Here is a 24,419-nt window from a genome sequence, read left to right on the forward strand (position 1 = left end):
CCAAACCGTTGCCTTGCCGGACCGCCGCCTGGACTCCGCCTCGGCTCGACCGCCCTTGTGAAGCGCGCCCTAGCGGTGGAGCACACCTCGGGCGATCAGCTCGACCGTGGCCGCGATCGCAACCGTCTCCACCGCGAGCAGCGCGACGAGGATCAGTAGCTGGGTTGCCCCGGCCTGGATCGGGCTCGCTCCGCCGAGCAGGACACCGACGAACGCACCGGGAAGCGTGACGAGCCCGACCGTCCGAGTCTGGTCCAGTGCCGGTACCAGGGCCTGGCCGGCGGGGATCCGGCAAATCTCCAGAGCGGCGTCGCGTTCGCCGAACCCGAGCGCGAGTCCCGCCTCGTACTCGCCACGCCGAGCGTGCAGCTCGTCCAGGGCACGCCGGCCAGCCAGCGTGGTGGCGGTCATCGCCCCGCCGATCAGGATCCCGGCCGTGGGCAGCACCGCCAGCGGCGTGGCGGGCAGCACCCGAGTCCCGACGAGGAGACCGAGGGTGGTAAACACCCCGAGGCCGATCGGTATCGACGCCCAGCAGGCACGCGTGAAGCCGATCCGGCGGGCCGAGGTCACCGAGGCCACGAGGTACATCACTCCGATGAACGCGCCCGTGCTCCACCAGGATGCCAAGACGGCCACTATGACCAGCGAAACGACGCCGAGTTGCAGCACGGCCCGGACTGCGGCCCGCCCGACGGCCGGACCGGATCCAAGCCGGGTCATCCCGAATACCGCTGCAGCGGACAAGGTCATCACCACCAAGACCGCGGCCAAGAGCGGTCCCACGGTGACGGCGGTGCCGTTCATCGGCGCGAGCCCGCCGACAAACCCACCACCAGCCGGTTACGGCCGGCGTCCTGACAGCAAGACACCTAGCGAGGATAGGTTAGCCTCTGCTAACTTCTACTGCCAGTAGATGTAAGTTGGGTCGCCGCCGGTCGTGTAGTCGCTCGCCGCCGGCCTCGGAAGCCCGAGCCAGGCGCGGCTGGTCCAGAGCGGTTCGCAGACGCCGGAAGAGGACGATCGCAATGCTCGCCACCTATCTGATCGGCCTGCGCGAAGGGCTGGAAGCCACCCTGGTGGTCAGCATCCTGGTGGCGTTTCTGGTCAAGTCGCAGCGGCGGGACCGGCTGCCGCAGGTGTGGGCTGGGGTCGGCCTCGCGGTAGCCGTCTCGGTGTTCTTCGGCTGGCTGATCGAGTACACCTCGTCCTCGCTGCTGGCCACGAGCGATCAGCGGGAGCTGTTCGAGGCGATCGCCTCAGTCGCGGCTGTCGTCTTCGTGACCTGGATGATCTTCTGGATGCGTCGGGCCGCCCGGTCGATCGCGGGTCAACTGCGCAGCCGGCTGACCGAGGCGCTCGCTGTCGGTTCGGTGGCGGTGGCGGTGGTGGCCTTCCTGGCGGTGGTCCGGGAAGGACTGGAGACCGCGCTGATCTTCTACTCGGCGGCGCAGGCGGCGGCGGACGACACCGGACCGCTGCTCGCGCTGATCGGCGGCGTCGCCACCGCGGCGGTGCTCGGTGTCCTGATCTACGTCAGCGCGATGCGGATCAACCTGGGTCGGTTCTTCACCTGGACCGGCGCGCTGCTGATCCTGGTCGCGGCCGGCATTCTGAAGTACGGCGTGCACGACTTCCAGGAGGCGGGTGTGCTGCCCGGGTTGAACGACCTGGCCTTCGACATCTCCACGATCCTCGACCCGACCACCTGGTACGCGACGCTGCTGGCCGGGATGTTCAACATCACCCCGGCGCCGACGGTGTTCGAGGCGGTCGCCTGGATCGGGTACGCGGCGCCAGCGCTCCTGCTGTTCCTCAAGCCTGGGCGGCGCTCGCCGGCCGCCAGCGAGTCGATCCCGCCCGCCGCCAGCCCGAGTTCCGCAGCGCCTGCCTCGCCGCGCGCCTGACCTGAGGAGAACCAACCGATGCATACGACCCGATCCCTGGCGGCCATCACCACAGCCGCACTCGCCATGGCCGGGCTGGCCGGGTGCGGCGACGGCAAGGAGGACGACACGGCTGCCGCCGGTGCGCCGATCGCCGTCAAGGCCGACGACCGCAGCTGCGAGGTCGCCAGCACCGACCTCCCGGCCGGGACCGCCACCTTCAAGGTCACCAACTCCGGTGCCAAGGTGACCGAGTTCTACGTCTACGCCGACGGCGACCGGGTGATGGGCGAGGTCGAGAACATCGCTCCGGGATTGAGCCGCGAACTGCGGGTGGAACTGCCGGCCGGCACCTACCAGACGGCCTGCAAGCCGGGCATGAGCGGCAAGGGCATCCGGGGACCGCTCAAGGTGAGCGGATCGGCCGCCCCGCTGACCGCCGACGCCGCCCTGGCCGACGCGGCCGACAGCTACCAGCGCTACGTCAAGAGCCAGACCGGGGCGCTGCTGGACAAGACCGGCGAGTTCGTCGCTGCGGTCAAGGCCGGAGATGTCGCCAAGGCGAAGGCGCTCTACCCGGTTGCCCGCACCTATTGGGAGCGGATCGAGCCGGTCGCGGAGATCTTCGGCGACCTGGATCCCAAGATCGACGGCCGGGAAGAGGTCATCGAGGAGGGCATGGAGTTCACCGGCTTCCACCGGATCGAGAAGGACCTTTGGACCACCGGCGACATCAGCAAGGACGGCCCCCTCGCCGACCGGCTGATGGCCGACATCCAGGAGATCGTGACAAAGGCCAACGCGGAGAAACTCTCCCCGCTGCAACTGGCCAACGGCGCGAAGGAACTCCTCGACGAGGTCGCCACCGGCAAGATTACTGGCGAGGAGGACCGCTACTCACACACCGACCTGTGGGACTTCAGCGCCAACCTCGAAGGCTCCAAGGCCGCCATCGCCGCGCTGCGCCCGGCGCTGCAGGAACGCGCGCCGGACCTCGTCGCCCAACTCGACGCGGAGTTCACCAACGTCGAAACGCTGCTCGGCAAGCACCGCGCCGGAGACGGCTGGAAGCTGCACACCGCCCTGAACCCGACCGAGCTGAAGGAACTCTCCGACGGCATCAACGCCCTCGCCGAGCCGGTCAGCAAGGTCGCGGCGGTCGTCGCCAAGTAGGCCACACCGGTCGAGGCGAGTGCGATGAGCGGGCGCACCGGTCGGCTCGGCGCGCAGCGCGGACCGACGACGAGCGAGGAGAGGACATGGGCGGGCGGCTGACCCGGCGGCGGGCGATGATCCTGGGCGGGACCGGGGTCGCCGGACTGGCCGGCGCGGCGGCGCTGGGCGGCAGCCGGCCCTGGGACCGGACCGGCACCCAGGACCACGCTGCCGCGGCGGTGCCGTTCCACGGCGAGCACCAGGCCGGAATCATCACCCCTACGCAGGACCGGCTGCACTTCGTCGCGTTCGACGTCATCACCAGGGACCGGGCCAGGCTGATCGCGCTCCTGCGGGACTGGAGCGGGGCCGCCGCCCGGATGACCGCCGGACACGACGCCGGCCAGATCGGCGCGGTCAGCGGCATCCCGCAGGCACCGCCCGACGACACCGGCGAAGCCCTCGGGCTGCCACCGTCCCAGCTCACCCTGACCATCGGCTTCGGCCCGTCCCTGTTCCGCGACGCCGACGGGCGGGACCGCTTCGGTCTCGCCGACCGGCGACCCGCGGCCTTGGCCGCCCTGCCCAGGTTTTCCGGCGACGCGCTGCGCCCGGAGATCTCCGACGGCGACCTGTGCGTGCAGGCGTGCGCCAACGATCCCCAGGTGGCCGTACACGCCATCCGGAACCTGGCCCGGATCGGCATGGGCGTGGTCAGCGTCCGCTGGTCACAACTCGGCTTCGGCCGCACCTCGTCGACCTCCCGCGACCAGGCGACCCCACGCAACCTGTTTGGCTTCAAGGACGGCACCGCCAACATCAAGGCGGAGGACACCGACCTGGCAGAGCAGCTCTGGGCGCAACCGGGCGACGGCCCGGACTGGATGACCGGTGGGTCGTACCTGGTCACCCGCAAGATCCGGATGATCATCGAGACGTGGGACCGGACCCCGCTCGGCGAACAGGAGCTACTGATCGGCCGGACCAAGGGCAGCGGCGCGCCGCTGGGACGCGACGACGAGTTCGACGAGATCGACCTCGACCTGCGCGGCCCGGACGGCGAGACGATGATCGCCGAGCAGGCACACGTGCGGCTCGCCCATCCGAGCCAGCACAACGGGGCGCGGCTGCTACGGCGGGGCTACAACTACGTCGACGGCTCCGACGGGCTCGGACGGCTCGACGCCGGCCTGTTCTTCATCGCCTACCAACGGGACCCACGCCGGCAGTTCGTGCCGCTCCAGACTCAGCTCGCCCGCCACGACCAGCTCAACGAGTACCTACGGCACATCTCCAGCGGCCTGTTCGCCTGCCCGCCCGGCGTACGCGACGGCGACGACCACTGGGGGCGCGCCCTCTTCGAGTGACGCCGCGCGGACTCCGGCGGCCACTACCGACACGCACCGAGGCGCCCGTTGGCGTTGACCGCGTTGGCGCTGCCCGCCGGACGGTTCGGTGGGATAGCGGCCGGCGTAGCCGGCGGGCAGGCCGACGAGTTCGAGGAGCTGACTGACAGCCGCGTCCCGCAGCTCGCGCCTGAGGCGCTGATGGACGGCCACCTGGCGGGCGAGAGCGGCGCCCACGGTGCGGGCGGGGTTGAGGGTGTCCAGCGGGTTCTGCGGGATGAGTTGGACACGCCGCTGCTGGTCGCGGGTGCGTCGACGGGCGGCGGATGCCACCTGCGCGCCGTCGAGGGTGATGGTGCCGGTGCCGGTGTTCCGAGTCGTAAGACCCCGCCGAGCAGGAATGCTGCCTTCCGTGAAGCCCGGTCAGCGCTGCCGGGGAGTCGCAACGCATCACCCGCCAACACCCAGGCTCTTCGCTCACTGGGCATGGACACCAACGTCCTGGTGACCAGGATGACAAGAGCCGTGTAACGAGAGAATTTACGCACGGTTCTGTGGGAGCCGGAGGGTGAGACTCCCTCCGGCCACCCGACTTCTAGCCCCGTGAGTTGAAAATTCCGTTACTTGGAAAGCAACACTCATGTCTGTCGGCAACCGGACTAAAGCCACTGCTTGGTCATCTGTGGCCGCCTGGATGGCTGATCTGCCGAGCTGAGTCGTCGATGTCTCTCCAAAGATCACGGCGCTATTTTCGTCGGCAATGGTCCTGGCTGGGGGAGACGATGGGATTCCGTTTCAACGCACCACCGAATTGGCCGGCGCCGCCTGCTGGGTGGATACCGCCGTCGGGCTGGACACCAGATCCTGCCTGGGGTCCTCCTCCGCCGGGGTGGCAGTTGTGGATCCCGGATTCACCGGCTCCGGCCCCGGCGGTGCCCGTCAATCCCGTCCCGCAGCCTGCTGATGCTCCCGCAGTCGTCCCGCCGCAGCGTAACGGTAGTCCAGACATTCCTCTGTTCGGTGCCCGGAGCAAGGCGCGTGAGTTGGCTTTGCAGAATGCGCAGCTCGGCAGTGAACTTGACCGGGCACGCGCCGAGCTGACGAGCCTGCGGGCGGACATGTCACGGCTCGGTGTGCTGTCGGCGACGGAGTTGGAGCAGCACCGGGCCCGACTCAGTCGGGAGATCGCAGACCTGGCAGCAAAGGGTGAAACCCAGAAAGCCGAGCTTGACCGGCGTCTGCGCGGACTCCGGCAGCACATCGTCGTCACCGAGGAAACCGCCCTGCTACAGGAAGCCGGTGTCTATCAGTACCGGCATCCTCTGTCGGACGCGGTCGCCTACCAGAGTCAGCTCAGCCGGCTTCAGGATCAGATCAAGGCTATGACCAGGAAGGATGGGGGCGCGGTCACGGCTGTCACCGGCTGGACTGTCAACGGCTCGGCTGCCGAAGGCCGGGCCATGGTCCGGGACTTCTCCAAGCTTATGCTCCGCGCCTACAACGCGGAGGCGGACAACCTGGTACGGGGGTTGAAGCCGTACAAGCTTGCCTCGGCCGTTGACCGGCTGGGGAAGGTGGCGGCGACCATCGCCAAGCTCGGCAAGACGATGGATATTCGGATTGCCGAGGAATTCCACCGGCTGCGGGTCGAGGAGTTGGAGCTCACCGCCGACTACCAGGAGAAGCTGGCGGAGGAGAAGGAACGGGACCGGGAGGAGAAAGCCCGGCTGCGCGAAGAGCGACGTGCCCAGCAGGAGATTGAACGCGAACGCGCTCGGCTCGACAAGGAACGCCAGCACTATGCCAACGCCTTGGCGGCCTTGCAGGCCAAGGGCGATGCCGACGGTGCGGCCCAGATGCAGGGTCGGCTGGCTCAGATCGACACCGCGATCCAGGACGTCGACCGGCGGGCCGCCAATGTCCGGGCCGGCTACGTGTACGTGATCTCCAACCTTGGTTCGTTCGGCGAGAAGATGGTCAAGGTCGGCATGACCCGTCGCCTGGACCCGCTGGACCGGGTACGCGAACTCAGTGATGCCTCGGTGCCCTTCAACTTCGATGTGCACGCCCTGTTCTTCTCCGAAGACGCCGTTGGCATCGAGGCGCAGATGCACGCACGGCTGGCCGACTGCCGCGTCAACTTGGTCAACCATCGTCGCGAGTTCTTCTACGCGACACCGGAGGAGGCCAAGGAGCACCTGCTGGCGTTGACCGGCAGCCTGCTGCAGTACCAGGAGGTTCCGGAGGCCCTGGAGTACCGGCAGAGCCTCACCCAGACGCAGGGGCAACCGGTCGCGACAACATGACATGCCGAGGTCCTTGGACGGCCTGTGCCCACTGGGCTGGCGTGTCCAACAGGTCATTCGTATCCGCAGCCGTTCGCCGTGAGTACGCGTTCCTGAGGGCCTAGCCGTCTACTCATGATCAAGTCGAATTGTCGAGATAAAGAGGTACAGATGTCGTCGGTTGGACTGTTCGCCTACGGGGCAGCGGGCGGAAGGGAAGGCGTCGACCTGGGTGAGGTCCCGTTCGTGGTGGTGGACGTGGAGACGACCGGGCTGTCACCGACGTCCGACCGGATCGTGGAGATCGCCTTGGTCCGCGTCGATGGTGGTCGGGTGGTCGATGAATGGGCCACCCTTGTCGACCCCGGTCGCGACCCAGGTCCGACTTTCGTCCACCACATCACTGCGGACATGTTGGCCGGAGCGCCGACGTTCGGGGACGTGGCCGGAGAGATTCTGTCCAGGCTCGACGGCGCCGTGGCGGTGGCGCACAACGCCCGCTTCGAGGAGGGGTTCATCGCGCAGGAGTTCGCCCGAGTCGGCATCAATACCGCCCCCCTGCCCGCGGTGTGCACCCTGCGGCTGGCCCGACAGGTCCTGGCCGCGCCGAACTTCCAGCTCCTGTCGTGCTGCACCGCGTACGGCATCGAGCTGCACGACGCCCACACCGCACTCGGTGACACCCGGGCGACTGCCCAGCTGCTACCCAGGCTCCTGGCCCATGCGCCCGCCCTGCGATTCCCCTCCGCTCCTGTCCCAATGCCGCAGTACCCGCGCCACACCCGAGCCCGTACGAGGGCCTCCGGTCTACGCAAGGGCGAGGACGGTTGGATCCATTCACTGCTTGGGAAGTTGCCCTACTCCACCAGTGACGCCGACCCTGCGTCCGCTGAGGCGTACCTCGCGGCAGTCAGTAGCGCACTCAGAGACGGCAAGCTGACCGGCGTCGAAGCCAAGGCGCTGGCACGACTGGCCGGGCAGTCCGGTATGGGCGCCCAGCAGGTGCGGCACCTGCACCAGCGCTACCTTGACGGTCTGCGGGACGCCGCACTCGCTGACGACATCCTGACGAGCACCGAGTACCGGCAACTTGTCACGGCCGCGCAACTTCTCGGCGAACCGGAGTACTTCGCGGACCTCACCGATCCCGAGGTGGGAACCACGAACCGCGCGCAGGCCAACAAGCAGAGGGGACAACGCGTCTGGTGCAGCCCGTCCGTGTCCACCGACGTCCGCGATCGCCTCACCCAGGCCGGCTTCGTACTGGCGCTGAACCTAACCCGCAACGTCGTCACCGCCGTAGTTGCTGCCGCTGACCAGGACAACCCGAAGGTCGCGCGAGCCCGCGCGCTCTCCATACCTATCCGCTCCGACCTGACTCTCGACGACGTGCTGGAGGCCACCGAAACGCCTTTCCTGACAGCCCAGCACCCCGCCGACACGGCCGCAGTGGAAGTCGAGGTGACCGAGTCCCCGACGGTGCCCACACCGGCTGCTACGGCGCACGTACCCATCCAGCGCGCACCGCAGGTCATCGCCGGCTGGTACCTGGACCCGTCAGGGCGGTGGACCTACCGCTACTGGGACGGCCAGGGCTGGACCGAAAAGGTCAGCGCCGGAGACGGCCGGACATGGTCGGATAGCACCGCCCTGCCGCTGTGGTGTGCACCCACGACAGACGGCCTGGTCGACGGCCAGCAGCCGCACACCCTCGTGGACCAGATCATGACAATGCAGAAGAATGACATCCGCGCGGCGCTGCTCCTGACCCTTCGATGCATCGACGCGGTGGAGAACGACTCACGGGCCAGCGGACACGGGGTCGCGCCCTGGTATTACGAGAGGGCCGCCATCATCCTCGCCCGACTGGGCAACCCCAATGCCGAGGTCGCCGTGCTTGAACGATTCGCGCGGCAGAAACATGCTCCCGGGGCCAAGCCGCCTCAACTCCTCGATCGTCTTCGCAGACGGCGTGAGGCTACTACCGGCGCATAGCAGCGACGAGACGTCAATGAAAGCGGATGGTCGCACATCCGGGGGTGCCCGCCGGGTGCTCGCGTGCCGTGGACAGACACTCGGGCGAACTGCAGGCTGTCACCGCGCTGCCCGCCGGTCATCATTGGCACTGCTGGATCAGGCTCCGGTGGCTGCGGCGAGTTCCCGTGCCTGAGCCAGCGGCACCGGTACGGGTAGCGCGGTGACGAACGCCTGCATCGGGTCTTCCGCGGGCGGCTCGGCCGGACGGAAGTATGGAGTGACGTAGATTGGGGTGTCCGGCTGCGACCGCCGCCCCTCGGCGAGTCCCCCGAGGTCCAACGTGTCGAACCCGATCGCGTCCAGAAACGCGACCACTTGTGCCTTCGCCTCGGCGTCGTCGCCCGCCACCGGGAGGGCGGTACGCTCTGGCGACCCGGCGGGGCGCGCGAGCTGGGGCAGGCGGATGAAGTCGACGTTGTTCAGCCCCTTCACGACCCGCGCGCCGGGCCACTGGCCCGATAGGAACTCAGTCGAGGTTGTCGCACCCTCGGCCAGCTCCGCGATCATCCCGTCCCGGTCGGGGTAGTAGTTGGTCGCATCCACGATCACCTTGCCCGACAGCGACACCTTCGGCAGCGCCTCGTAGGCTCCGAACGGCAGCGCAAGTACCACGATGTCGGCTCGCTCGATCGCGCCAACGACCGTATCGGCGGATGCCGTGTCACCCCACTCCGCGACCAACTCGCCCAGTGCCTCAGGGCCGCGAGAGTTCGCTATCACTACCGGCAGACCGGCGGCGGTCGCAAGCTGCCCTACGTCCTTGCCGATGTTGCCGCTGCCGATGATGCCCACCACAGAAGTGCTCATGTCCGTCTCCTCATAACCGGGGGTGCACACGGGTCCGTCATCCGTGTCACGAACAGATGCGGCAGCGAGGCTCGCCTTCAAAAGGATAGCACTTCTGATAGGGAAGCTGCATCGGGTTGCTAGTATAGCGGCCATGTCGAAGGCATTGGACCGCGCACGCCAGATGAGCGTCTTCGACCCTGGATGCACCTCACGTTCCGTCCTCGAACACGCCACCGGCCGTTGGGGCGGGCTCGTCCTCGCCGCGCTCGTTGACGGCCCGCTCCGCTTCGCTCAACTCCGCCGATCAGTGACCGGCATTGGGGATCGCATGCTCTCCCAGACGCTACAACGGCTGGAGGCCGACGGGCTGGTCTCACGCACCGAGCACTCAGCCATCCCGCCGCACGTCGAGTACGAACTCACCGACCTCGGGCGCCCCATCGCCGAACGCGTCTGCGACCTCATCGAAGCTATCTACCAACAGCTACCTGGGATCGTCGCGCACCAGCGCCAGTACTCCGCCCCAACTGCGGACAGCAAGGCAGGGTGACCCCTAGAGCGCGTTTTCTGACAGGAGACGGGCGACGTTCCGGATGAATCAGCCAGTCGGTGCAGGATGCGGTCGAGGTTGCTGGCCCGGTCGAGGGATCGCGCTGGTGGGTTCCATTTGGGGTCGAGTTCGTGCAGGTGCCGGCGTAGCCGGTTGACGGCACGCGTGCGTTCAGCGATCAGGTCCTCGACGTGCTGTACAACCACGCCGGCCTGCGTGGACAGGCCGAACTCGACTACGACGAGGCCGGTCTACTGGCCACGACCACGATCAACCTGCTGACCCCCATGATCCTCACCAAGCGGCTGCTGCCCCTGCTGCGTAAGTCCGCGGCCGCGTCGATCATCTACACCTCATCCATCTCGGGCCTCGGCGCCTCGGCCGGCCTAGCCATCTACGGGGCGACGAAGGCCGGGCTCATCAACTACATGAAGTCCGTCGCGGTCCTGCTCGGCCCGGAAGGAATCCGCGCGAACGCCATCTGCCCCGGCGCGACGAACACGGCGGGCATGGTGAACAACAACGCCGAGGAGGCGCGGACTGCGTTGGCTTTACGGATCCCGCTGCGGCGAATGGGCGATCCGGAAGACGACGCTGCGGTCGCGCTGTTCCTCGCATCCGACGCCGCCCGCTATGTCACCGGCGTTGCGCTCGCCGTTGATGGGGGCATGTCGGCATGAGGACCCGTCACGCTCGCTGAGCCACCGGCTGGGGCCAGGCCAGGCTACGCGGGCTGCTACGCGACAAGTCACCCCGCACAACCCGGCCCGCAGCGGAGACCAGACGCCCCGGTGACGTGGTCAACCGGGACTTCACCGCGGCCGGCCCGAACCAGCTGTGGGTCGCTGACCTGACCTCCGTGCGCACGAGCGTGGGCTGGGTGTACGCCGAGTTCGTCCTCGACGTGTACTCACGGCTGGTCGTCGGCTGGCAGGTGTCCACGTCGCTCTACACCGACCTGGCCCTCGACGCGCTGGAGATGGCGATCTGGCGCCGCGAGAATCAGGACGCTGACCTGGGCGGACTGGTCCACCACTCCGACCTCTGAACGTATTTTGAAACGTCTCGGAGCTGTCGAGCCAAGAGTGGGTGTCAGCAACAGGAAGGGGTTTGCGGATGGCCGCCCCCACGACAGCCGACGAGGCGTTTCGTCGGATCGCGGATGACCCGCACGTTTTCGAGGAGTTCTATCGGCGGCATGTGGAAGCGGTACAACGGTTCATCGCCCGCCGGGTGGAGGATCCCCACCTGGCCGCGGATCTGACGGCGGATGTGTTCCTCGCGGTCATCGAATCCGTGCACACCTACCACCCGGGTCGGGGAACGCCGATCGGCTGGTTGTACGGGGTCGCCCGCAACGTGGTGTCCGCCGATCGGCGGCGGCAGGCAAAGGAGTACCGAGCCGCCAGCCGAGTCGTGGGCCGTGCCCTGGTCGACGTTGATGATCTTAGCCGGATCGAGGAGCGCATCGATGCCGAGGCGTGCTCGCGTGAGCTGTATCGGTCGATGGACCGGCTGCCGGAGTCCGAACGGATGGTGTTGGAGCTTGTCGCTCTTGACGGGCTGCCGGTGACCGAGGCAGCCCGGGTGCTCGGAATCAAACCGTCGACGGCGCGGGTTCGGCTGCATCGGGCACGCCGACCCATCCGACGCCACCTCGCCGCAGTGCCGGCGCCACTTCAGCCAGCAACGGAGGTACCGGGATGAGTGACCCAGAGGGCCGGTTCGAGGAACGGCTGCTCACCGAACTCAAGACCGTCGTCGCCGCACGTCACGCGGCGGCAGCTACGCCGACGGCGTACCGTCCGGCGCCGTGGTGGTTCGGGTGGCGGGCGCGACTGGCGGCGCTCGGCGCGGCGGTTGCCACCGCGGCGGTTGCCCTTCCGCTCGCGCTCAACATCACGCATCCGCCGCAGGCTTCCACCACGCCCGGGTCGGCGCAGCAGGCGATGTCGTCCGTCGCCTACACCGTCGACGTCGAGGCGGACGGCTCGGTGACCGTGCGGATCAACCAGATGCGCGACGCCGAAGGTCTTGAGCGTCGGCTCGCGGAAGCCGGAATTCCGGCGAAGGTCGACTACGTCCCGGCCGGGAAGGTTTGCACGAACCAGCCCAGATACACCCACGCTCCGGAGAGCCGGGCGACCGAGGCGAGGTCGAGCATCCACACGCCGATGCCGAGCAACGAGGCCCGGCTGGTGGTCGACTTCGTCGACGAGATTGCTGTACAGGACCCGGGCGTCACCGTGTTCGCGGTCAAACCCGGTGTTCTCCGCGATGGGGAGACACTCGTACTCGAACTCTCCATGGCTGGGAATGCGTCGAGCGGCACTGCGACCGGCGTGGTGGTTGGCTACGGCGTTGCCCAAGGCCCGGTGCGGCCCTGCGAACTGGGCGGCATTCCGCAGTAGCTGGGGCGAGGCGGGATCAGCGGGATCGAGAATCACCTTGGTTCCGGCCGGTCCCGCCAGCTACTTCCTGCCGCTCGGGTGCGGCGAGGTGGCAGATCGTCCCGCCTGCCGTTCTGACCACTGTCCACTCTGCACCAACTGCCGGACTCGTGGATCGACTGAAGGCGTATCGCTGCGCTACCGGATAGCGAAACAGGCATAGATCGGAGTAAGGTCTGCCCTCACCCTGCGGATCGATTCTCTGAGCAAAACGCGGCCCGCTACCTGCTCGCGGAAATCAGTTCCGAGCGAACCGGATCGCCATTTGCCCTGTTCGGCCTCATGAAGGAGTTCTCGTGCAGCAGCACGATCCTGATGCGGTGCAGCCTTCCGGCGACCGGCAGAACCAGCTGGGCGACAGTTCCTCCCTGCCACCCGCGCGACCGCCCGATGCCGACGGCGACGCCACTCGCCCTGAAACCGAAGGCGGACGGTTGGCCAACCGTCCGCCTGGCTATCCGAACGCGCTCGTCTGGCTGCGCGTCGGGATCCTGCGTGACTGGCGCGGTGTGCTGGGCTCCTTCATCGCCGCCTGGTTCTACGTTCCGGTGGCGTTGTTCGCCGCGGTGGTGGCCGCGGTCGTCGCCGGCCTCGTCTTGGCGTTCACCGGCGGGGAAATCCTCAAAGATCAGTTCCCAGAGGCGGCTCGGGACGCCCCGGTCATCGGAGGCCTGATCAGTTCCTTCCTCCAGCAGTCCGGTGGTGCGATCGGTGCTTTCGTCGGCGCCGTGCTCGCGTTCCTGATCGGTCTGGTGGCCGTGCAGCTCATCCGGTTTCAGGAGGCGGACAGTGCCGCGGCCCTCTTCGCCGAGCTGGCCGGAATAGCGGCTGCGGCTGTCCTGGTGGGGGTGCTCTACACCCTGTACCGGGTGCTGCTGGAGCACTGGTTGCTGCGGGTGTCGGGCGCACGCGATCTCAGCCGCCGGGAGGCGGCACTGGTCATCCCGATCCTGCACGAGTGCGCGGCCCGGCTCGGCCTGCCCGGCGTGCCGCGACTGCTGGTCGAGGACGACCTGGTCACCACGAATGCGCGCACCTATGCCCGGCACATCGTTGTGACCACCGGCGTGCTCACCAATCCGCGGAAGGAGATCGCCGCGCTGCTCAGCCACGAGTTGGTGCACTGGCGTACCGGTGACGAGATCACCTCGGCCTTCGTCCGGGGTGTCGGGCTGCCGCTCGTCCTCGTGCACGCCGTACCGGCCTGGCTGGTGCGGCGGTTCGCCCACCCGGCCACGAACCTGTTCGTCTTCGTCTTCTTCTGGCCGGTCCTGCTGACCATGAAGTACCTGGTGCAGCCGTTACATCGAGCGGATATCCGAGCGGCGGAGTACCGGGCGGACATGGGTGCGGTCGTAGCCGGGCACGCCGAAGGTCTGCGCGCCATCCTTGAGCGCCGCAAATCGTTCGAGAGCGGGCGCAGCGGCTGGGACGAGGCCGTCTGCGCCGAGCACCCGCCGAACGAGCTGCGCCTGGACCGGTTGGAGAGGTTGCAGGCCGAGGGCGACGCCACCGGCCCGGACACGCCGCCGAGGCGGGTGGTCGGCACCGAAGAACTCTTCGGCGGGAACGACCCGGTCGATGTCCGGCGCCCGGCCATCATCGGTGGCGTCGCTCTGCTCTCCGTCTGCCTGCTCTCCAGCCTGCTTGGTGTCGTGCAGTGGGGCTTTTTCCGGCCGGCGGCTGCCGTCAACGGGTACTTCTCGGCTCTGGCGGACCGTGATCTGGACGACCTTGCCGGGTGGCTGAGTCCGGAGTCCGAGGCGGCGGTGTTGAACGACGACCTCTTCACCGAGCGGATCAAGTCGGCCGACTACCGGCCGCCGACCGACGTCGACATCAAGGCGATCGACCGGAAGGACGACGAAGCGACCGCCAAGGTCTCGTTCGTGATCGACGGGAACCGGATGGAGGCTGAGCTGAGGCTCCGGCGCGACGACGAGTCGACGGTCGGTGTCTTCAAGGGCTGGCACATCGACAACGGGATCTCCGCGATTCCCGTCGACGCCAGCCAGGAGGGCCTGATGATCAACGGAGTGCCGGTGCCGGCGGACGGAGGCCCGCAGACGCGGTCGATACTTTCCGCTCCGGGCATCCACGTTGTCAGCGTGGCGTCCAATCCGCTCAGCGAGGCGGCACCGCAGGTCGTCACCGTGCTGCCCGGATCCGAGTACACCCCGATCCAGGTCGTCCCGGAGCTGAGGTCTACCGCCCGGGGCAGCATCGAGGAGCAGGTGAAGAAGTATCTCGACGACTGCGCCCAGCAGGTCGTGGCCGAACCGCAGAACTGCCCCTTCCGGCTCAGTGGCTACCAGGGCGCCGAAAAGATCAAGTGGACGGTCAGCCGGTACCCCTCGTTACAGATCGACGTGCTCGGCCCGGCCGTCGCGCGGGTCTCGACGCCGTACGAGGCGCGGGGCGAGGTGCAGGTGAGCGGGACGTACCAGGCCTTCTACGGGACGACGACGTTCACCGAGAACTACTTGGTCGCCGTCACCGGGTTCGTCACCGTCACCGGGGAACGGATCTCCTTCCAACCGGGCGACGACGATTGAACAGGAGCATGCGATGACCGACGCGTACTCGCCGACGAGGGAGCCCGTTCGGCTACAGATGATCACGGATCTGAGGCAGCCGGCCCAGGTCCCGCTCATCGACTGGATCCACCGCCGCCCCGAGTTCCGTACCGGAGTGCGGGACCTGGGCGGTCGTACCGGCGGCGGGCGGGCCGGATTCAGCGAGGCCGTCATCATCGCGGTGGTGGCGCAGAGTCTGCTGCCCGGCCTCTTCGCCCTGCTCCAGACCTGGATCAGTCAGCAGCCCAGCGGCGCCACCGTCCGCATCCGGATCGGCGAGTCGGAGGTGGAGGCGCAGGTGACCGGGCGAACCGATCCTCGGCAGTTGCTGGAGCAGGTCGCCCGGACCATCCAGGAGAACCGTGACCCCGGTCCGGGCGACACCACCACCTAGCGTGGGTGGAGCTACGTCCCGGCGAGTGGGTACGGTTGCGCAGCCAGCAGCCAGCAGCCAGCAGCCAGCAGCCAGCAGCCAGCAGCTCGGCGCGAACCTGCTCAACGACCGCCTGGCCGGCGGTGACGACGGGTTCGAGATCCTGGAGCTGCGCGCCGCCACGGAACTGCGCGCGTCGCCACCGGTGCCGGCGCAACTGCCGGCTGCACCTCGGCTGCCGCAGTCGGCGCGTAGCGGCAAGTAAGCGTCGACGGGTGGGTTTTCGACGGGACGTGGGCGGGCCCGGCTTGCGCCGAGCCCGCCGCTCCGAATCATGATCAGGAGCCGTGACAACGCTCGCCCGACTCGTGTACTCCGTCGGCTGTTGGCTGGGGTTGTCAGGAGTAGTCGAGCCGGCCCTGCGGCGTGTCGTTCAGCGTTGCAGGGTCAGTACGCCGGGCCGGTAGGGCAGGAGGCCGTAGTCGCCGCCGGAGCTGGGGGAGCGTCCCTGGTAGAGCAACTGTAGGTGGCAGGGGTCGATGGTCATGGTCTGGTCGGCGTTGCTGCGGATCAGTTCGCCGTGGCTGATGTCGTTGGTCCAGGTGGCGCCGCTGTTGGCCTTGCCGGCGAAGGGGTTGCTCTCGGTCGCGGCCTGCGGTGTCCAGGTGCCGCCCAGGCTGGTGGCCGTGAACGAGCGGAAGTAGCGGCCCTGCGCGCCGATCGCCTCGACGAGCATGAGGTAGCGGTTCTCGCCCTGGAGCTTGTAGACCTGGACTCCTTCGAAGAGGTTGTTCGTCGTGTCGGTCATGATGATCGTCGAGGTGGAGCCGAAGCTGCCGGGGAAGTTTCCGATGGGCATGCTGGCCCGGTAGATCCTGCCGTTGTCGCCGGCGAAGAAAAGGTACATGTTGGTGCTGTCACCGATGACCGCCTGGTCGATGGGGCCGGTGCTGGAGTTGGCGATGCTCCCGGAGAAGAGCGTCTGCGCCGATGACCAGCTGTTGACGTTGGCGGGGTCGGTCGAGGTCCGGTAGGAGAAGGCGGGCCCGCCCCACTGGTAGGCGAGCACCCAGATGTTGCGTGGGGCGAAGTAGAACAGCGTGGGCGCGACGGCCGAGAAGGGCATCTGGTTCTGGCTGGCCGAGGCCATGTCGGACCAGTTGGTGAAGAGGCCGAAGTTCATCGATCCCCAGCTTGTTCCGGTGTCGTGCGTGGTCGCGTAGACCAGGTGCCGGCCGTTGTAGGGGGCGTGGGTGAAGTCCTTGAGCGAGACCCATCCCGACCTCGGGGTCGCCAGCGAGCCCGTCGATGACCAGCGGTACGTGGACGGGAGGCCGCAGGTGCCGCTCGGTGGCGGCGTGGTGGGGGTGCTGCCGCCGTCGACGCGGACGAGCTGCCACTGCTGGTTGTTGCCGTTCCAGTCGTCGTACTGCACGATGTTGCCGCCGTCGGCGGTCGAGGCGCCCTGCACCTCCATCACCTTGTTGCTGTTCCGGTTGATCAGCCGGACGTAGCCGTCGGCCGAGTCCGCGAGCCGGAACTGTTGGTTGGCGCCGTTGCCGTCGGTCCACTGCACGATGCTGGCGCCGTTGGCGGTCGACCAGTTGTAGACGTCCAGCACCTTGCCGGAGAGCCGGGACTTCAACCGGTAGTAGCCGCCACCGGAGTCGACGAACTGCCACTGCTGCTGGTTGCCGTTGTTCCGGGCCCACTGGGTGATCCGTGCCCCGTCGTTCGTGGCGAGGTTGTACACGTCCAACGCCTTGCCGCTGTTGCGATTCAGCAGCACGTACCACGCGCTCGTGTCGACCGTCGCCGCGGTGGCGGGCGTTGGCATCACCACGGCGGCGCCACCGACCACCACCGCCGCCACGCCGGCAGCCAATATCCGCGACAACCACCGACGCCGTCGTGACGGCGGCGCAATCGACGGGGACCTACCAAAGGCAGACATGATCCTCCTCCAACTGACCAAGAGTCGAACGGTCCGCCCGAGGTCGGGCGCACCGGGATGCTTGGCCGGGCGCATGCGGGGGAGAATGTCAGCGCTAACAGGGCCTCCGCATGCCCTGGCGCAACGCCTGATCCAAGGGGCCGACGAAGCAGGCTTGCCCGGTTAGCCGCAGGTATCGTCGTCCTTGACTATCGACTGTGAGCGATAACATGCTGTTCGTCAAGTCGTAATGTTCCGGGTCCGCCGGCCGGCGGCGCAGCACCGCGCGGCGTGACCGCACCGCACCGGTTTCCCGCCGGCTCGGCTGGGCGCGGCGTGCCACGACGAACCGCCCGCGTTGAGCTGCGGGTTCAAGAAAACCGCAAGACCTCGTGCAGACCCCCGGGGGCAGGCTGCACGCATCCCCCAGCCGTTGGGGGAGGCCCCGGAGGGGACGGCTCGCCAACACCCGTGGTCCTCGGCCGCCGACGAGCAGTTCGGCGCCGCGCGCCACCTCGGCCGCCGCCAACACCGCCACCTCCGGGACCAGTTGCACGACGTCTAGCCCAAGGAGTTGTGATGCTCACCCAAGCCCTACGCAGATGCGCCGTCGTGGCCGCCGCACTCGCCGCCGTGCTCGGCTTCTCGACCGTCCCCGCCCAATCCGCCGATGTCGGCCTGCTCGCATGGGAGTGCCCCAGCGGCAACGTGTGCTTCTGGAGCGGATCCAACGGCACCGGCTCCCGCTGCATCTGGAACGGCGACGACCCCGACTGGCGCTCCGGGAGCGCCATCTGCTCCTGGTCGGCGACCAGCCCCGTCAGGTCGGTCTTCAACAACGGCAGAGATCCCGCCTTCTCGGGCGTCGCCTACTACCTGAACACCAACTACGGCAGCCGGGTCGGCTGCACCCCGCAGGGCGCGCGTGGCAATCTCACCGGCACCTACTCACCGCGTTCGCACCAGTGGGTCAAGGGGTCCTGCGGCTGACTCCGCCAACCTGACCGCTCAACCCTTCAGGCCGGTGTGGGCCAGGCCCTCGATGAACTGCCGTTGCGCGATCACGAAGATCACCAGGATCGGGATGGCGGTCATCGAGGCCGCGGAGAGTTGTACGTCCCACATCGGCCCGCCGTAGGCGTCGACGAACTGGGTCAGCGCCTGCGGCAGGGTGAACTTCTCCGGCGAGGAGAGGAAGACGATCGGCTCCAGGTAGAGGTTCCAGCTGTGCAGGAAGGTGAAGATCGCCACCGCGCCGAGCGCCGGCCGGGCCAGCGGTAGGGCGATCCGCCAGAAGGTGGCGAAGCGGCCCAGCCCGTCGACCCGGGCCGCCTCCTCCAACTCGCCGGGGAGCGTGATGAAGAACTGCCGCATGATGAACGTGGCCAGCACGCTCGGCGCGCCGAGGATCGGTACCAGGATCAGCGGCCAGTGGGTGTCCACCATGCCCCACGAGTTGAACATCCGGAACAGCGGCACGATGGTCACCTCGCTCGGGATGAGCAGCCCGACCAGCACCACCACGAAGAGCGCCTGCTGCCCCCGGAAGCGGATCCGGGCGAAGGCGTACCCGGCGAGCGAGGAGACCGCCAGGGTGCCGACGGTGACCACGGCCGCGATGTACCCGCTGTTGAAGTACTGCTGCGCGAAGGGCTGTAGCTCGAAGACCCGCCGGTACGCGGAGAGGCTGGCGTCGGTCGGGATCAGCGACGGCGGGAAGGCGAAGATGTCGCCGACCGGCTTCACCGACGAGGTGACCATCCACCAGGTGGGAAAGACGAACGGGAGGGCCAGCAGGCAGAGCGCGCCGTAGAGCGCGACCTTCGCCCGCGCCGAGAGCCTACTGTTCATGGAAGACCCACCTCCTGCGCATCCGCCACTGCACGACGGTGAGCACCAGCACGATCAGGAAGAGCAGCACGGAGAGGGTGGCCCCGTAACCGAACTGGTGGAACTGGAACGCCCGCTGGTACAGGTAGTAGACGAGCACCGTGGTCGAGGTGCCCGGACCGCCCTGGGTGAGCACGGAGATCTGGGCGAACACCTGCAACGACCCGACCACGGTGATGATCGAGGTGAGCAGGATGGTCGGGCTGATCAGCGGGACGGTGATCCGCCGGAACCGGGTCCAGGCGGTCGCTCCCTCGACCCGGGCCGCCTCGTACAGCTCCGCCGGCACGCCCTGGAGGGCGGCCAGGAAGAGCACCATGTTCAGGCCGACGTTCTTGACCACCTGCACCACGACCACCGACAGCAGCGCCGTCCAGTCGCCGCGCAGCCAGTTCGGCCCGTCCACGCCGACCAGGCCGAGTGCTCCGTTCACGCCGCCGTTGTCCTGGAGCAGGAAACCCCAGACGATCGTCCAGGCGACGAGCGAGACGACCACCGGGGAGAAGAAGAGGGTACGGAACAGGACGGTGCCGCGTAGCCGCTGGTTGAGCAGCACCGCCAGCAGCAGGGCCAGGCTGAGGTTGAACGCCACCAGGCCGACCGAGAAGAGCGCGGTGACCCGCAGCACCGACGGCAGGTTGGGGTCGTCGGCCATCGCCCGGTAGTTGTCCGCGCCGACGAACTCGAAGGTGTCGGCGAGCACGTTCCACTCGTGCAGGCTGTACCAGACCACCAGCCCGAGCGGGATCAGCACGAACAGCACCGAGCCGACGAGCTGCGGGGTGACGAAGAGCAGGCCGGCGAGCTGGTCGCGGCGGCGGCTCGTCCACCAACCGCGTCGCCGCGCCGCGGCGTCCCCGGCGGGGGCGGACCGGCCGTCGCCGGCCCGCCCCACCGCGTCCCTGGTCAGGACCGACATCGGTGGTCGCCCTACTTCGCCAGCAGCGGGTTGATGGCGGAACAGACCCCGTCGAGTACGCCCCGGACGTCGGCGTTCGGCTGCCAGAGCGGGTCCAGGGCGGCCCGGACCGCCTGGTTCAGCTCGGCCTGGCCGGTGTGGCTGGGCTTCACCACGCCCGCGGCGATCCCGTCGATCACCACCTTCTGCAACTGCTCCGGGCTCAGCAGCGGGTTGGTCTTGGCGAGCGTCTCGGCGGTGAGCTGCGAGGTGCGCGGCGGCGGGAAGAACTGCGCCAGCTTCGCCGAGTTGGTGGGGTTGGTCAGGTACGCCAGGAAGCCGGCGGCGGCCTCGGCGTTCTTCCCCTTCTTCAGCACCCCCATGCCGCCCTGGCCGATCACCGCGTACTCGCCCTTCGGTCCGGCCGGCAGCGGCACCAGGTCCCAGCCGAACTTCTGGTCGGTCAGCAGGGAGGCGCGGGAGATCTGGGTGACGGTCATGCCGGCGTCACCGGCAAAGAAGTCGGCGGTGGTGCCCGGCCCGGGAAGCGCCTTGTCGACGAAGATCGCCCGGTGCAGCACGGTCATCGCCTCGACCATCTCGGCGGAGTTGAAGCCGCAGGTCTTCCCGTCCTCGCTCCACGCCTGCGCGCCCCAGCCGGTCCAGACGGTGGAGAGGAAGTCCCAGCCCTTGTAGTCGAAGTCGCGTACCACCAGGCCGGCCTTGCCGGTCTTGGCCTGCACGGCCGCCGCGGTGGCCAGCGCGTTCTGCCAGGTCCACTGGCCGGCGGCGATCAGCTCGGCCGGGCTCTTCGCGCCGGCCGCCGTCACCAGGTCGGTGTTGACGAAGATGCCGAACGGCGAGGTGGAGAAGGGGTACGCGTACAGCTTGCCGTCGGCCTGCCAGAGCTTCGTCGCGGCCGGCGCCAGCTCGTCGAAGTTGTACCCCTCGGTGCCCTTGAGGGTGTCGTCGAGTGGGACCAGCGCGCCGGAGCTGACGAAGTCGGGGGCCGAGTTCTCCAGCACCCAGGCCAGGTCGGGCGGGTTGCCGCCGGCGATCTGGGTGGTCAGCGTGGTGGTGTAGTTCTCGAACGGGATCGGATCGAAGGTGATCGCGGAGACCTTCGAGTCGGTCGCGGTGTATTCGGCGGCGATCTCGTTGAAGAGCTTCAGGTGGGCCTCGTTCGCCGACCAGGTGGTCATCCGCAGGGTGACCGGGCCGTCGGACTCGGCGGAGCCGCCGCCACAGGCGCTCAGGCCGAGCAGCGCGGTGAGCGCGACGGCGGCCGTCAACCGGATCCTCATCGATATATGTCCTTCCTCAGTAGCCGGCGATGTCGGGCCAGCGCAGCTCGACGCCGGAGTCGGCGAGGCGGTTCTGGAAGTCGGCCAGCAGGCCGGGGGTGTAACGCACCGCGCGGGGGGTGACCCGCCGGGCCAGGCAGAAGTCCGCGAGCAGGCCGGCTACCTCGCCGACGTTCCACTCCACGGGGTGCAGGCGGTAGGAGCCGTTGGTGATGTGTGTGGTGCCGATGTTCTTCCCGGCGGGCAGCAGGTTCTCCACCCGCCGGGGGATCAGGGCGCCGAGCGGGATCTCGAACGGGCAGGAGGCCACGTCGATGTAGTTGTCGCCGCCGGTGGAGGGGTGCAGGTCGATGCGGTACATGCCGACGCCGACCGAGTCGGCGTAGCTGACCGCGCCCTTGTCGCCGCGGATCTCCAGCGAGAGGTCCTGCTCGACGACCGTGTATTCGGCGCGGATGCGGCGCGACTCGCGGATGTAGGGGGCCTGGGCCAGGCCGCTGTGCGTGACGTCCCCGCCGGTCGCGGCGGTGCCGGTGCCGGTGACGTCGCCGCGCAGTCGCAGCCCGGGGAAGCCGGTGCCGCCGTCGGTGCGGGGCGCCTCGGTCTGCAACCAGTACAGCACCGACAGGGACAGCTCGCGGGCCGCCGCGATCTGCGCGTCCGGATCGGGCACGTCGATCACCGGCTGCTCGAAGTAGTCGATCATCGGCCAGTTGACCAGGCAGATGTCGCTGTCGTACGCGCCGGGCGTGAAGTTGCGCCGGGCGGCGATCCGCCGGAACGTCCACAGGTTGCCGTCGCCGGGGTTGACCCGCTGGTCGGCCTGGACCAGCCAGGGGTCGTCGTCCGGGTTCGGGGTGAAGCTGCGCTCGGAGATCTCCAGGGTGCGCGGGTTGGGGGAGCGGAACGACAGCATCCGGTCCCCCCAGAACGGCGGCCGGTACGCCCGCCAGAAGTCGTACGCGGCGGGCCTGTCGATGGTGTGGTCGCCGTCGACGTGGTCGACCGCGAAGCACACCGACGCGGCCTGCATGTTGGCCGGTTGCGCCTGCTCCGGGGCGCTCGGCTCGCCGGTGTCGGCGCGGGACTCGAAGCCGGTGACGTACTCGGTGCCGGTCAGCGGCAGCAGTTCGCCGGTCTCGGTGGCGTCCAGCACGTACGGCGCGGTCAGGTGTATCCGCTCCCCGGTGTGCCGGTGGGCCACGGTGACCCCGGTGACCCGGTCGCCGTCGGTGTCGGCGGCCACCGGCCGGTACGGCTGGAGCACCCGCAGCCGCCCGGACCCCCGGTACGGCGCCAGCATGCCCGCCAGCACCGTCACCGCCACCCGGGGCTCGTGGCAGAGCCGGCTGACGTGCCCGGCCCCGGGGTTCAGCGCGGTGGCCCGCCGGGCCCGGTCGGTGAGCGGGTACCAGCGCCGGTAGTACTCGCGGATGCCGTCGCGCAGCTCCCGGTAGCTGGCGGTGATCCCGAAGTGCTCCACCCAGGAGTGTTCGTCCGGCGGCACGGCCTGACTGGTGAGCTGCCCGCCGAGCCAGGCGTACTCCTCGGTCAGCAGCACCGTCCGGCCGGCGCGCAGCGCGGCCAGGGCGGCGGCCACGCCACCCAGCCCACCGCCGACGATCAGTACCTCGGCCTGCATCTCGGGCACGGTCCGTCCTCTCAGGGGTTGGTCGGGGCCGCCGGGCGCAGTGCGCGGCGGCCGGGGGTCGGTGGTCAGCGGCGGGGTGGGGCGAGGGTGGCGCCGTCGACCGGCTGGCACGGCAGCAGCCGCTGGGTCGCCGTGTCGGGCACCCCGGCGAGCAGCCCGGTGAGCAGCTCGACGGCCTGCCACCCCATCTCCCGGCGGGGGATCCGGAAACCGGTGAACTCCAGGTCGCTGCTGGCCGGCCGGGTCGGGTCGCCCAGGGCCAGGATGGAGAGGTCGGCGGGGACCGTCAGGCCGCGGTCGCGGGCGACGGCGGCGAGGGCGACGCCGTCGGCGTACTCCTCGACCACCACCGCGGTGACCTCGGCGGCGAGCAGCGCGTCGAGCAGGTCGGCGGGGGCCCGGTCGGTGGTCTCGTGCCGGCTCGGCAGCCCGGCCGCGTCGAGGGCGGCCCGGTAGCCGGCGTACCGGTCGGCGTGCGACTCGGGGCCGGCCCCCTGGCCGAGGTACGCCAGCCTGGTGTGCCCGGCGTCGACCGCCCGCCGGACCACGGCGGCGGTGGCGGCCGGGTAGTCCGCGCCGACGTAGGGCACCGGCCCGCCCGCGTCGTCGCGCCGGCCGACCGAGACGAACGGGTGTCCCTCGGCGACCAGCCGGCCCAGCTCGTCCTGGTCCAGCGAGCGGCCGAGCAGGACGCAGCCGTCGGCCAGCCGCAGCCGGTTGTCGTCGTGGAAGATCCGCCGCCGGCCGTCGACCACCGGGGCGCTGGTGAGCAGCAGCAGGTCGCAGCCGAGCCGCTCGGCCGACTCCTCGATGCCGACCAGGAACGGGTGGTAGAAGTCGCCGGTGCCGGTCGGGAAGACCGGCTCGTAGGTGAAGACGCCGAGGATCCGGTTGTGCCGGTCGGCGAGCCGCCGGGCCACCGGATCGGCGACGTATCCGGTCGACCGGATCGCGCCCAGCACCCGCTCCCGGGTCTCCGGGGCGATCCGGACGTTGCCGTCGTCGCGGCCGTTGAGCACCAGGGAGACGGTGGCCTGGCTGACGCCGGTCATCCGGGCGATGTCCTGCTGGGTCACCCGCCTACGCGATCCGGTCACTTTCCGTGTCCATTCGTTTCTGCGCTAATACGCATTAGCTACGTTGGTGTGAAATCCTGCGACCGGCCGTGGCCTGCCGTCAACCCCCGGCGATGGAAAATCTTCCCGACGCCTGCGCTTGATAATTCGTATTATCGCCTTGACGCTCGCCCTCGTCCGGCCGCAGACTCATCGATCACGAGGCTCGCTCCGCTGTGGA

The 24,419-nt window shown here is 68.8% G+C and carries 23 protein-coding genes; 15 read left to right on the plus strand and 8 right to left on the minus strand.

What is annotated here, in order from left to right:
- Positions 1-69: 69 nt before the first annotated feature.
- The gene (locus tag ACQPYA_RS06720) at positions 70-723 is read right to left on the minus strand and encodes an ABC transporter permease (protein ID WP_433531773.1); all 654 of its coding nucleotides are present in this window, start codon (positions 721-723) and stop codon (positions 70-72) included.
- 305 nt (positions 724-1,028) lie between these two features.
- On the opposite strand from ACQPYA_RS06720, the gene efeU reads away from it, so the two are divergent.
- The 6 genes from efeU (at position 1,029) to ACQPYA_RS06750 (ending at position 8,667) form a co-directional block, all read left to right on the plus strand.
- Positions 1,029-1,907, plus strand: a complete 879-nt coding sequence (gene efeU / locus ACQPYA_RS06725) for an iron uptake transporter permease EfeU (RefSeq protein WP_433531774.1) — start codon at positions 1,029-1,031, stop codon at positions 1,905-1,907.
- 18 nt (positions 1,908-1,925) lie between these two features.
- The gene (gene efeO, locus ACQPYA_RS06730) at positions 1,926-3,059 is read left to right on the plus strand and encodes an iron uptake system protein EfeO (protein WP_433531775.1); all 1,134 of its coding nucleotides are present in this window, start codon (positions 1,926-1,928) and stop codon (positions 3,057-3,059) included.
- A gap of 86 nt (positions 3,060-3,145) precedes the next feature.
- On the plus strand, positions 3,146-4,408 hold the full coding sequence (efeB, locus tag ACQPYA_RS06735) for an iron uptake transporter deferrochelatase/peroxidase subunit (RefSeq protein ID WP_433531776.1): 1,263 nt from the start codon (positions 3,146-3,148) through the stop codon (positions 4,406-4,408).
- 48 nt (positions 4,409-4,456) lie between these two features.
- On the plus strand, positions 4,457-4,918 hold the full coding sequence (locus ACQPYA_RS06740) for a hypothetical protein (RefSeq protein ID WP_433531777.1): 462 nt from the start codon (positions 4,457-4,459) through the stop codon (positions 4,916-4,918).
- Positions 4,919-5,430: 512 nt separating this feature from the next.
- A complete protein-coding gene (locus ACQPYA_RS06745; RefSeq protein ID WP_433531778.1) occupies positions 5,431-6,693 on the plus strand; it encodes a DUF4041 domain-containing protein in 1,263 nt (420 codons plus the stop codon).
- A 114-nt stretch (positions 6,694-6,807) separates the two neighbouring features.
- Complete coding sequence (locus ACQPYA_RS06750) at positions 6,808-8,667, plus strand: exonuclease domain-containing protein (RefSeq protein ID WP_433531779.1); 1,860 nt, start codon at positions 6,808-6,810, stop codon at positions 8,665-8,667.
- A gap of 138 nt (positions 8,668-8,805) precedes the next feature.
- Here the strand turns inward: ACQPYA_RS06750 and ACQPYA_RS06755 are convergent, their stop codons facing one another.
- Positions 8,806-9,516 carry an NADPH-dependent F420 reductase gene (locus tag ACQPYA_RS06755; protein ID WP_433531780.1) on the minus strand — a complete coding sequence of 237 codons (711 nt, stop codon included), beginning with the start codon at positions 9,514-9,516 and terminating at the stop codon, positions 8,806-8,808.
- Between the two features lie 133 nt (positions 9,517-9,649).
- Between ACQPYA_RS06755 and ACQPYA_RS06760 the strand changes: the two genes are divergently transcribed.
- From ACQPYA_RS06760 to ACQPYA_RS06795, 8 genes are all read left to right on the plus strand, one after another.
- On the plus strand, positions 9,650-10,048 hold the full coding sequence (locus tag ACQPYA_RS06760) for a winged helix-turn-helix transcriptional regulator (RefSeq protein ID WP_433531781.1): 399 nt from the start codon (positions 9,650-9,652) through the stop codon (positions 10,046-10,048).
- 191 nt (positions 10,049-10,239) lie between these two features.
- Positions 10,240-10,728 (plus strand): SDR family NAD(P)-dependent oxidoreductase, encoded by a 489-nt coding sequence (locus ACQPYA_RS06765; protein WP_433531782.1) that lies wholly within the window; start codon positions 10,240-10,242, stop codon positions 10,726-10,728.
- A 179-nt stretch (positions 10,729-10,907) separates the two neighbouring features.
- The gene (locus tag ACQPYA_RS06770) at positions 10,908-11,096 is read left to right on the plus strand and encodes a DDE-type integrase/transposase/recombinase (RefSeq protein WP_433531783.1); all 189 of its coding nucleotides are present in this window, start codon (positions 10,908-10,910) and stop codon (positions 11,094-11,096) included.
- 68 nt (positions 11,097-11,164) lie between these two features.
- Complete coding sequence (locus ACQPYA_RS06775; RefSeq protein ID WP_433531784.1) at positions 11,165-11,755, plus strand: RNA polymerase sigma factor; 591 nt, start codon at positions 11,165-11,167, stop codon at positions 11,753-11,755.
- Positions 11,752-12,459: a hypothetical protein gene (locus ACQPYA_RS06780; RefSeq protein WP_433531785.1), complete on the plus strand. Its 708-nt coding sequence runs from the start codon at positions 11,752-11,754 to the stop codon at positions 12,457-12,459. The genes ACQPYA_RS06775 and ACQPYA_RS06780 overlap by 4 nt, the downstream gene beginning before the upstream one ends.
- 473 nt (positions 12,460-12,932) lie before the next feature.
- Positions 12,933-15,053 (plus strand): M48 family metalloprotease, encoded by a 2,121-nt coding sequence (locus ACQPYA_RS06785; RefSeq protein ID WP_433531786.1) that lies wholly within the window; start codon positions 12,933-12,935, stop codon positions 15,051-15,053.
- A gap of 13 nt (positions 15,054-15,066) precedes the next feature.
- Positions 15,067-15,468: an effector-associated constant component EACC1 gene (locus ACQPYA_RS06790; RefSeq protein ID WP_433531787.1), complete on the plus strand. Its 402-nt coding sequence runs from the start codon at positions 15,067-15,069 to the stop codon at positions 15,466-15,468.
- Between the two features lie 25 nt (positions 15,469-15,493).
- Positions 15,494-15,712, plus strand: a complete 219-nt coding sequence (locus ACQPYA_RS06795) for a hypothetical protein (RefSeq protein ID WP_433531788.1) — start codon at positions 15,494-15,496, stop codon at positions 15,710-15,712.
- A gap of 168 nt (positions 15,713-15,880) precedes the next feature.
- Here ACQPYA_RS06795 and ACQPYA_RS06800 read toward each other — a convergent pair whose 3' ends face one another.
- The gene (locus ACQPYA_RS06800) at positions 15,881-17,401 is read right to left on the minus strand and encodes a non-reducing end alpha-L-arabinofuranosidase family hydrolase (protein ID WP_433531789.1); all 1,521 of its coding nucleotides are present in this window, start codon (positions 17,399-17,401) and stop codon (positions 15,881-15,883) included.
- Positions 17,402-17,959: 558 nt separating this feature from the next.
- On the opposite strand from ACQPYA_RS06800, the gene ACQPYA_RS06805 reads away from it, so the two are divergent.
- Positions 17,960-18,370, plus strand: a complete 411-nt coding sequence (locus ACQPYA_RS06805; protein ID WP_433531790.1) for a peptidase inhibitor family I36 protein — start codon at positions 17,960-17,962, stop codon at positions 18,368-18,370.
- A gap of 18 nt (positions 18,371-18,388) precedes the next feature.
- On the opposite strand, the gene ACQPYA_RS06810 is transcribed toward ACQPYA_RS06805, so the two are convergent.
- The 5 genes from ACQPYA_RS06810 to ACQPYA_RS06830 all read right to left on the minus strand — a co-directional run bounded on the left by ACQPYA_RS06810 (position 18,389) and on the right by ACQPYA_RS06830 (position 24,199).
- The gene (locus ACQPYA_RS06810) at positions 18,389-19,231 is read right to left on the minus strand and encodes a carbohydrate ABC transporter permease (RefSeq protein WP_433531791.1); all 843 of its coding nucleotides are present in this window, start codon (positions 19,229-19,231) and stop codon (positions 18,389-18,391) included.
- On the minus strand, positions 19,221-20,189 hold the full coding sequence (locus tag ACQPYA_RS06815) for a carbohydrate ABC transporter permease (RefSeq protein WP_433531792.1): 969 nt from the start codon (positions 20,187-20,189) through the stop codon (positions 19,221-19,223). The genes ACQPYA_RS06810 and ACQPYA_RS06815 overlap by 11 nt, the downstream gene beginning before the upstream one ends.
- Before the next feature lie 11 nt (positions 20,190-20,200).
- A complete protein-coding gene (locus ACQPYA_RS06820) occupies positions 20,201-21,472 on the minus strand; it encodes an ABC transporter substrate-binding protein (RefSeq protein ID WP_433531793.1) in 1,272 nt (423 codons plus the stop codon).
- Positions 21,473-21,488: 16 nt separating this feature from the next.
- Positions 21,489-23,114: an FAD-dependent oxidoreductase gene (locus ACQPYA_RS06825; protein WP_433533400.1), complete on the minus strand. Its 1,626-nt coding sequence runs from the start codon at positions 23,112-23,114 to the stop codon at positions 21,489-21,491.
- A gap of 74 nt (positions 23,115-23,188) precedes the next feature.
- The gene (locus ACQPYA_RS06830) at positions 23,189-24,199 is read right to left on the minus strand and encodes a LacI family DNA-binding transcriptional regulator (RefSeq protein ID WP_433531794.1); all 1,011 of its coding nucleotides are present in this window, start codon (positions 24,197-24,199) and stop codon (positions 23,189-23,191) included.
- Positions 24,200-24,419 lie beyond the last annotated feature (220 nt).

The organism is Micromonospora sp. CA-263727 (genome assembly GCF_050942455.1).
Lineage (GTDB): Bacteria > Actinomycetota > Actinomycetes > Mycobacteriales > Micromonosporaceae > Micromonospora.